This window comes from Nonomuraea ceibae, assembly GCF_019396325.1.
Classification (GTDB): domain Bacteria; phylum Actinomycetota; class Actinomycetes; order Streptosporangiales; family Streptosporangiaceae; genus Nonomuraea; species Nonomuraea ceibae.
The window spans coordinates 178,350-186,148 of record NZ_JAHKRO010000006.1 but is presented as its reverse complement, the minus strand read 5'-3'; the positions used below and the strand labels follow the sequence as shown (position 1 = coordinate 186,148).

8 protein-coding genes are annotated in these 7,799 nt (G+C 71.6%); 6 read left to right on the top strand and 2 right to left on the bottom strand.

Features of this window, described 5'->3' with window-relative positions; translation table 11 throughout:
• From KME80_RS06995 to KME80_RS06970, 6 genes are all read left to right on the top strand, one after another.
• On the top strand, nucleotides 1-679 hold a 679-nt coding region (locus tag KME80_RS06995; protein ID WP_219501627.1), incomplete at its 5' end, for a substrate-binding domain-containing protein.
• Nucleotides 680-694: 15 nt separating this feature from the next.
• Nucleotides 695-1,960: a sugar ABC transporter substrate-binding protein gene (locus tag KME80_RS06990; protein ID WP_219501625.1), complete on the top strand. Its 1,266-nt coding sequence runs from the start codon at nucleotides 695-697 to the stop codon at nucleotides 1,958-1,960.
• Nucleotides 1,957-2,838, top strand: a complete 882-nt coding sequence (locus KME80_RS06985; protein ID WP_219501623.1) for a carbohydrate ABC transporter permease — start codon at nucleotides 1,957-1,959, stop codon at nucleotides 2,836-2,838. The genes KME80_RS06990 and KME80_RS06985 overlap by 4 nt, the downstream gene beginning before the upstream one ends.
• The gene (locus tag KME80_RS06980; protein ID WP_219501621.1) at nucleotides 2,838-3,644 is read left to right on the top strand and encodes a carbohydrate ABC transporter permease; all 807 of its coding nucleotides are present in this window, start codon (nucleotides 2,838-2,840) and stop codon (nucleotides 3,642-3,644) included. The genes KME80_RS06985 and KME80_RS06980 overlap by 1 nt, the downstream gene beginning before the upstream one ends.
• Nucleotides 3,645-3,654: 10 nt before the next feature.
• A complete protein-coding gene (locus KME80_RS06975) occupies nucleotides 3,655-5,010 on the top strand; it encodes a sulfatase family protein (RefSeq protein ID WP_219501619.1) in 1,356 nt (451 codons plus the stop codon).
• A gap of 45 nt (nucleotides 5,011-5,055) precedes the next feature.
• A complete protein-coding gene (locus KME80_RS06970) occupies nucleotides 5,056-5,646 on the top strand; it encodes an AAA family ATPase (protein WP_246644230.1) in 591 nt (196 codons plus the stop codon).
• Between the two features lie 12 nt (nucleotides 5,647-5,658).
• Here KME80_RS06970 and KME80_RS06965 read toward each other — a convergent pair whose 3' ends face one another.
• Both KME80_RS06965 and KME80_RS06960 read right to left on the bottom strand, forming a co-directional pair.
• Nucleotides 5,659-5,805, bottom strand: a complete 147-nt coding sequence (locus KME80_RS06965; RefSeq protein WP_219501617.1) for a hypothetical protein — start codon at nucleotides 5,803-5,805, stop codon at nucleotides 5,659-5,661.
• 26 nt (nucleotides 5,806-5,831) lie between these two features.
• Nucleotides 5,832-7,781, bottom strand: a complete 1,950-nt coding sequence (locus KME80_RS06960; protein ID WP_308125641.1) for a family 10 glycosylhydrolase — start codon at nucleotides 7,779-7,781, stop codon at nucleotides 5,832-5,834.
• Nucleotides 7,782-7,799 lie beyond the last annotated feature (18 nt).

Genomic DNA, 7,799 nt, shown 5'->3' with positions numbered 1-7,799 from the left:
CGACGTGCAACGCGGCGGCATCGCCGACGGCGTGCTGATCCACGCCGTCGGCGACCACCTCACCGAGGACCTGCTGTCATCGGTCGTCGCCACCCGCATGCCGACCGTGGTCATCGGCCAGGAGAACGTGCCTCCGGGCTGCGACGTCGTACGGACGCCGGAGGCCGAGGCGTGCGCCGAGGCGGTCGAGCACCTGATCGCGCAGGGCCGGCGGCGCATCGCGTTCCTGGCCCAGCGCTACGAGCTCTACCGCGAGCGGCCCGCCGGCCGGCTGCTCGGCTACACCACCGCGCTCGACCGGCACGGCGTCGACCCGGCGCGCCGGATCGTGGTGCCCGGCGCGGACGACCGCGTTGGCGCCTACCAGGCGGCCACCGCGCTGCTGCGCGGCCCGGAGCCGCCCGACGCGATCTTCGCGGCCAGCGACCGGGCCGCGATCAGCACGATCTGGGCCGCCAGGGACGCCGGGCTGCGCGTGCCCGACGACGTCGCCGTGGTCGGCGTCGGCAACATCGACGAAGGACTCATCGCCAACCCGCAGCTCAGCACCGTTGGCCCGCTCAGGCACGACTACACCGACGTCGTGCGCCTGCTCTTCGACCGCCTCCAGGCCGACGAGCCACTGCCCGACCGCGAGATCGTCCGCTCCTGGGCGTTCCTGCGCCGGGGCTCTTCCTAGAAGGGAACCGATGAGATGTCCCCCGCCCTCTCCCGCCGCGACCTGCTCCGCCTGGCGTCGGCCGCCGCCGCCGTCCCCCTCCTGAACGCCTGCGCCGGCGCCCCGCCCGCCCCGTCCGCCGAGCCCGGCACGTTCACCGTCTACTGGAACGCCGGCCACGACTACCAGGCCTACCGCAAGGTGATCGCCGAGTTCGAGCAGGCCCACCAGGTCAAGGTCAACTTCCAGAAGTACCAGTGGCCCGACCTGCGCACCCGCCTGCTGGCCGACTTCGCCTCCGGCAGCGTGCCCGACGTGGTCGAGGAGCCCGGCGGCTGGGTCCAGGACTTCGCGATCTCCGGCAACGCCCTGTCGCTGCAGGAGTACGTCGACCGTGACGGCCGGGCGATGGGCTTCCCGTCCGACTGGCGTCCCGTCACCGTCGAGCGGAACTCGTACCAGGGCCAGGTGTACGGCGTGCAGCTCCACCTGACGTGCACGCTGCTGCTCTACAACAAGGGCATGCTGGACGCGGCCGGCGTCGAGCCGCCCACCACCTGGGAGGAGCTGCTGGAGGCGGCCGGGAAGCTCACCAAGGGCGACGTGTACGGCATCGCGCTCAACCAGGACCACGGCTACGCCGGGCCGTGGCTGATGCAGAACGGCGTGCGCTACTACGACCCGGCGACCAAGGGCGTGCTGGTGCCGCACGACGCGGCCGTGGAGGCGATGCGCTTCCAGGCCGAGCTGGTGCACAAGCACAAGGTCGCGCCGGTGCCGGTGTCGGGCACCGACTACTCGGGGCCGCAGAAGCTGTTCTCCGCCAAGAGGGCCGCGATGATCATCACCGGGCCGTGGGACCTGGGGCCGATCAAGCAGACCAGCCCCGACATCGAGGTCGGCTACGCGGCCCCGCTCAAGGGCCGCGAGCAGGCCACGAACGCGGCCGGGACCAGCGTGTTCGTCCCGGCCAAGGCACGCAGGCCGGACCTGTCATGGGACTTCGTCAAGCGGATCACCGCGCTGGAGGTCGAGCGGGCCGCCACCAAGGAGGTCGGCATGCTTATGCCGCGCCTCTCCTGGGCGGAGCTGCCCGAGGTGCAGGCCGACCCGGGGATCAAGGCGTTCGCCGACGCGCTCGGCATGGCCCGCGACGCCAGCCAGGAGATCCGGCTGACCGGGCAGTTCGGGCGCTTCGACGACGAGCTGAAGAAGATGTACCAGTCGGTGCTCATCCAGAACGAGCCCGCCGCGGCGGCCGTCGAGAAGTTCGCCGAGGCGGCCCGGGGTTACCTGAAATGAGCGTGCTGCGCCCGCGTACGCTCTCCGCCCGGTATGCCCGCACCGCCTACCTGTTCCTGCTGCCGGCGATCCTGTTCTTCGCCGCCTTCTTCTACCTGCCGATCGGGAACGTGGTCTCCACGAGCCTGATGACGGGGCCGTCCGCGGACCGGTTCGCCGGGCTGGGCAACTACACCCAGGCGCTGGCCGATCCGGCGGTGCGGCACTCGTTCCTGGTCACCGGCGGGTTCGCGCTGATCGTGGTGGCCGGGTCGATCGTGCTCGGGCTGGGCCTGGCGATGGCGCTGGACCAGCCGCTCAGGGGGCGGGTGGCGTTCCGGGTGATGCTGCTCGTGCCCTACCTGACGTCGGTGGCGATCGTCGGGCTGCTCTGGCGCAACATCCTCGACCCGGAGCTCGGCGTGCTCAACCGGACGCTGGCCGCCCTCGGGCTGCCGGAGCAGCAGTGGCTCAACACCAGCCCGCTGCTGACCATCGCCGCCGTCACGCTGTGGCAGAGCGTCGGCTACACGATGGTGCTGTTCCTGGCCGGGCTGCAGGGCATCCCCGAGACGTTCCACGAGGCGGCGAAGATCGACGGGGCCGACGCGTGGCACCGGTTCTGGCGGATCACGCTGCCGCTGCTCGCGCCGACGACGCTGTTCGTGTCGGTGATGGCGGTGATCTCCGGGCTCCAGGCGTTCGGGCAGGCGTACATCATCACCAACGGCGGGCCGGGCGACGCCACCGACCTGTCGGTGTTCCACATCTTCAACGTCGCCTTCCGTGCCCGCGACTTCGGCTACGCCTCGGCGCAGTCGGTGCTGCTGCTGATCGTGATCGTCGCCTTCACGCTCGTCCAGCTCCGGGCCGGGCGGCGCGGGGAGGTGCAGTACTGATGCGGCGCGCGCTGCTCTACACGCTGCTGACCGTGGCCTCGCTGGTGATGGTGCTGCCGCTGCTCTACATGCTCTCGCTGTCGCTGCAGACCGAGGCCGAGACGCTGTCGGCCGAGGCCGTGGTGTGGCCGGAGTCGCCGCAGTGGGGCAACTACGCCGAGCTGTTCGCCCGGGCGCCGTTCGGCGACTTCATCGTCAACAGCCTGGTCGTGGCCGGCGGGATCACGCTGGCGCACCTGCTGTTCGACCCGCTGGTCGGGTACGTGTTCGCCAAGTTCCGCTTCCCGCTGCGCAACACGCTGTTCGTGGCGTTGCTGGCGACGCTGATGGTGCCGTTCTTCGTGCGGATGATCCCGCTCTACGTGCTGATGGCACACCTCGGGTGGATCAACACGTACCAGGGGCTGATCACGCCGTTCCTGATGGACGCGTTCGGGATCTTCCTCATGCGGCAGTTCATCCAGCCGATCCCGGACGACCTCATCCACGCCGCGCGCATCGACGGGGCGTCGGAGTTCGCCATCTACCGGCGGATCATCCTGCCGCAGACGCGCCCGGCGCTGGCCGTGCTCGGCCTGTTCACGTTCGTCTTCCAGTGGAACGAGTTCCTGTGGCCGCTGGTGGCGACCACGACGCCCGAGATGCGGACGATCCCCGTCGGGCTCACGCTGTTCAACCAGGAGTACTTCACGCTCTGGCACCTGACGGCCGCGGGCTCGGTGATCCTGTTCGTGCCCACCGCCGTCCTGTTCATCGTCACCCAGCGCTACTTCGTCCGCGGCATCGCGCTGACCGGCCTTCGTTAGGAGCTTCTTCTTGGCACGCCCGAACGTGATCGTGATCCTGACCGACCAGCAGCGGTGGGACACCGTCGGCCCCTTCACCCCCAACCTCGACAGGATGGCCAGGCACGGCACCCAGGCCACGGTCGCGCTCACGCCGCAGCCGGTGTGCGCGCCCGCCCGCGCCGCGCTGCAGACCGGGCGCTACCCGACGACGGTCGGGGTGCACCGCAACGGGCTCACGCTGCCGGCGGAGGAGCGCACGCTGGCCCACCGGTTCGGCGAGGCCGGCTACGCCACCGGGTACATCGGCAAATGGCACCTGGCCCAGGGCGACCCGGTGCCGGAGGACCAGCGCGGCGGCTACCGGAGCTGGCTGGCGGCCAACACGCTGGAGTTCACCTCCGACGCCTACCGGACGATCGTCTACGACGAGGCCGAGGAGCCCGTCTTCCTGCCCGGCTACCGCTCCGACGCGCTGGTGGACGCCGCCGTCCGGTTCGTCGCCGACCACCACGAGGAGCCGTTCTTCCTGTTCCTGTCGTTCCTGGAGCCGCACCACCAGAACGAGGTCGACAACTACCCGGCGCCCGACGGCTACGAGGAGCGCTATCAGGGCCGCTGGCTGCCGCCCGACCTGGCGGCGCTCGGCGGCACCGCGCACCGGCATCTCGGCGGCTACCTCGGCCAGGTCAAACGGCTGGACGAGGGGCTGGGGCGGCTGCTCGACGCGCTGCGCAGCATGGAGCTGCTCGACGACACGATCGTGGCCTACACCTCCGACCACGGCAGCCACTTCAAGACGCGCAACGACGAGTACAAGCGGTCCTGCCACGACGCCTCGCTGCGGGTGCCGCTGGCCGTACGCGGTCCGGGCTTCGACGGCGGGGGCGCGATCGCACGGCCGGTCAGCACCCTCGACCTGCCGCCGACGCTGCTGGAGGCCGCCGGGCTGCCGGTGCCGGAGGACATGCAGGGGCGCTCGTTCCTGCCGCTGCTGCGCGACTCCCGCGCCGAGTGGCCCGGCGAGGTGTTCTTCCAAGTGAGCGAGTCGGAGGTGGGGCGCGGCATCCGCACGTCCCGGTGGAAGTACTACGCGGTGGCCGAGGACGCCGACCCGTGGCACGACGCCGGCTCGCCGCGCTACCGCGAGCAGGCCCTGTACGACCTCGACAGCGACCCGCACGAGCTGGTCAACCTGGCCGGGCTGCGCTCGCACCTGGAGGTGTCGGCGGAGCTGCGCGAACGGCTGCTGCGCCGGATCGCCGAGGCGGGCGAGCCCGAACCGGTCATCGACTCGGCCCCGGAACGCGACTCCGACGTGCTCGCCGATCCCGTCGTCCGCCTCGGCGGTCCCGCTCCGGCCCGATTCGGCCACCAAGCTCGCTAGGTTGGGGGGACGTGCGTCTGAGGGTTCGTGGGAAGGTGAGCAGTTTTGTCCATCTCTGTGCCCGCTGCCCGGGAGACGTCCCTGCACTTCCCCGCCGGATCGCTGGTGATCCTCACCGGCCTGCCCGGCGCGGGCAAGACCACGCTGCTGCGCCGCCTGTACGGCCTGACCGGGACCGAGAGCGGCCCGGTCACGGCGGGCGGCGCGGCGGTGATCGACTCCATGCAGTCACGCCTGCACTGGGCCGGCGGGCTGCGCTGGGCCCCGAAGCCGGTGCGGACGTTCGTGGTGTTCTGCACGCACCTGTGGCGGATTCGCGCGGCGGTGCGGGCCGGGCGGTCCGTGGTCGCCCACAACCGGGGCTGCGGCGCGTTCGTGCTGCGCGCGTTCGCCTGGATGGGCCGGCGGGGCGGCTTCCACCTGGTGTTGCTGGACGTCACGCCGGAGGTGGCGAAGGCGGGCCAGCACGCCAGGGGCCGCGTCGTGCCGGACCGGACGTTCGCCCGGCACCACCGCCGCTGCCACGCCCTGCTGGCGCGCGCCCGAGCGGGCCGGCCGGCGCCCGCTCACAGCGCCAGGGTCCTGGACCGGGCGGAGGCCGACCTGCTGGAGAGCATCCGCTTCGGCCGGCCGTGAGCTGGTGGCGGCTTAGTGGCGGCGGGAGCGGAACCGGTCCAGGAACCGGCGTGCCTTGTGCTGGTTGCGGGGGTCTCGGGCCATCCGTTTGGCCTTCTCGATCGTCTGCCTGCCCTGGGGGCTGCGGAGGTAGGCGCGCACGCGGTCTATGAGGGTCATGCGCGCCCCCTACCCAGAACCGCGGGTCACACGCGGGTTATGCGCACGGCGTCGGCGATGACGTAACCCGGCGCGGAGGTCCAGCGGCTCACCCCCACCACGTTGTACGTGCCCGCGGCCAGCGAGAACGTGCCGAGCACGCGCCAGGCGCCGCCGCCCGAGCGCTGGTCCACGGTGACGGTCTGGTTGCCGCCCGCCGCGGCCACGATGTGCGGCGCGGCACTGCTGTAGCCGGCGTTGGCCGGGTGCCACACCTCGACGCGGTAGCTGCCCGCGGCGGGGATCGCGGCCCGGAACCAGGCCGGGTCGCTGGCTGAGACCGGGTCGGCGAAGCGGTAGTCGGTGCCGTGGAGCTGCGGGGAGTAGGTGGAGGTGCCCCAGGCGGCGCTCGCGGTGAAGGCGGCGTCGGCGTTGTCGACGGTGACGCTGAAGGTCTCGCCGGAGCCGGTGACGGACCTGCCGGCGCTCGGGGCGCTCTCCTGGTGAGTGCGGGTGAGCGCGGTCGCGTAATAGGTGTAGGCGGTGCCGGGCGCGGCCGTGGTGTCGGTGTAGGCGGTCTTCGTCGTGGTGGCGACCAGGTTGCGGGCGTCGGCGAACGCGCACTCGCCGGCGGCTCCGGTGGTGCGGTAGATCGCGTAGTAGCGGGCGCCGGAGCCCTGGAAGGCCAGCGAGACGCCGTTCGTGACGCGGGTGGCCGAGGTGATCGACGGCGCGGCGGGCGCGGCTGCGGAGCCGCGGGCGGGCAGCAGCGCCGGCTTGCCGTAGTGGGCGGCGGCCAGCGTGGAGAACGAGCCGATGCGGTCGGCCCTGACGTCCTTGGCGCTGAAGTACACGTCGCCGGCGACCTCGGGGTGCTGCCGGTTGACGTGCAGGTGGTCGCTCAGCTCGTTGCGGTCCTGCCAGGCGGCGTCCTGGCCGGAGGCGCCCGCGCGGTAGGCGGCCTGGCCGATGACGAGCTGGGTGCCGGTGCCCCGGACGACCTCGGCCCACCAGGCGGTCAGCACCTCGTACGCGGCCGTGCTGAAGCCGATGTGCCAGTAAATCTGCGGCGAGATGTAGTCCACCCAGCCCTGCTTGACCCAGCGGCGGCTGTCGGCGTAGATCGCGTCGTACGACTGGAGTCCGGAGGTGCGCGAGCCGAGCGGGTCGGCGGAGGCGTTGCGCCAGATGCCGAACGGGCTGATGCCGAACGTCACGTGCGGCTTGGCGGCGTGGATGCGCTGGTCGAGCTCGCGTACGAGGAGGTTGACGTTCTCGCGGCGCCAGTCGTGGATGTTCATCCCGCCGCCGTGCTGGGAGTACGCGGCCGAGTCCGGGATGGTCTGGCCGCTGACGGGATAGGGGTAGAAGTAGTCGTCGAGGTGGACGCCGTCGATGTCGTAGCGGCTGACCGCGTCCATGATCACGTCTTCGATGAAGTCGCGGACCTCGGGCAGGCCGGGGTTGTAGTAGAGCTTGCCGCCGTAGGCGAAGCGCCAGGCGGGGTTGCGGCGCGCCGGGTGGGTGGAGATCAGGCGGCTGGGGTCGTCGTGGTTGGCCACGCGGTAGGGGTTGAACCAGGCGTGCAGCTCCAGGTTGCGGGCGTGCGCCTCGGCGACCATGAAGGCGAGCGGGTCGTAGCCCGGGTCGCGCCCCTGGGTGCCGGTGAGCCACTGCGACCACGGTTCCAGGCTGGAGGGCCAGAACGTGTCGGCGGTCGGCCGCACCTGGACGACCACGGCGTTCATCCGGCGCTGTACGGCCAGGTCGAGCCAGGAGCGGAACTCGGCCTGCTGGGCGGCCACGCTCAGTCCGGTGCGGCTGGGCCAGTCGATGTTGGCGACGCTGGAGATCCACATGGCCCTGAGCTGGCGCTTGGGCGTGGCGGGGTCGACGGTGCAGGCGGAGGAGGCCGCCGCGGGTGCGGTCGCGGGCGCCACGGCGCCGGCTAAGACGGCCAGCAGGGTCGTCAGGACGAGACGCAGAAGCGTGGTCACGAAGGGAAGTTTCAGCCG

Coding starts and splice junctions, on each gene's coding strand:
- KME80_RS06985 (WP_219501623.1), top strand. CDS start 1,957: ATGAGCGTGCTGCGCCCGCGTACGCTCTCCGCCCGGTATGCCCGCACC.
- KME80_RS06990 (WP_219501625.1), top strand. CDS start 695: ATGTCCCCCGCCCTCTCCCGCCGCGACCTGCTCCGCCTGGCGTCGGCC.
- KME80_RS06965 (WP_219501617.1), bottom strand. CDS start 5,805: ATGACCCTCATAGACCGCGTGCGCGCCTACCTCCGCAGCCCCCAGGGC.
- KME80_RS06980 (WP_219501621.1), top strand. CDS start 2,838: ATGCGGCGCGCGCTGCTCTACACGCTGCTGACCGTGGCCTCGCTGGTG.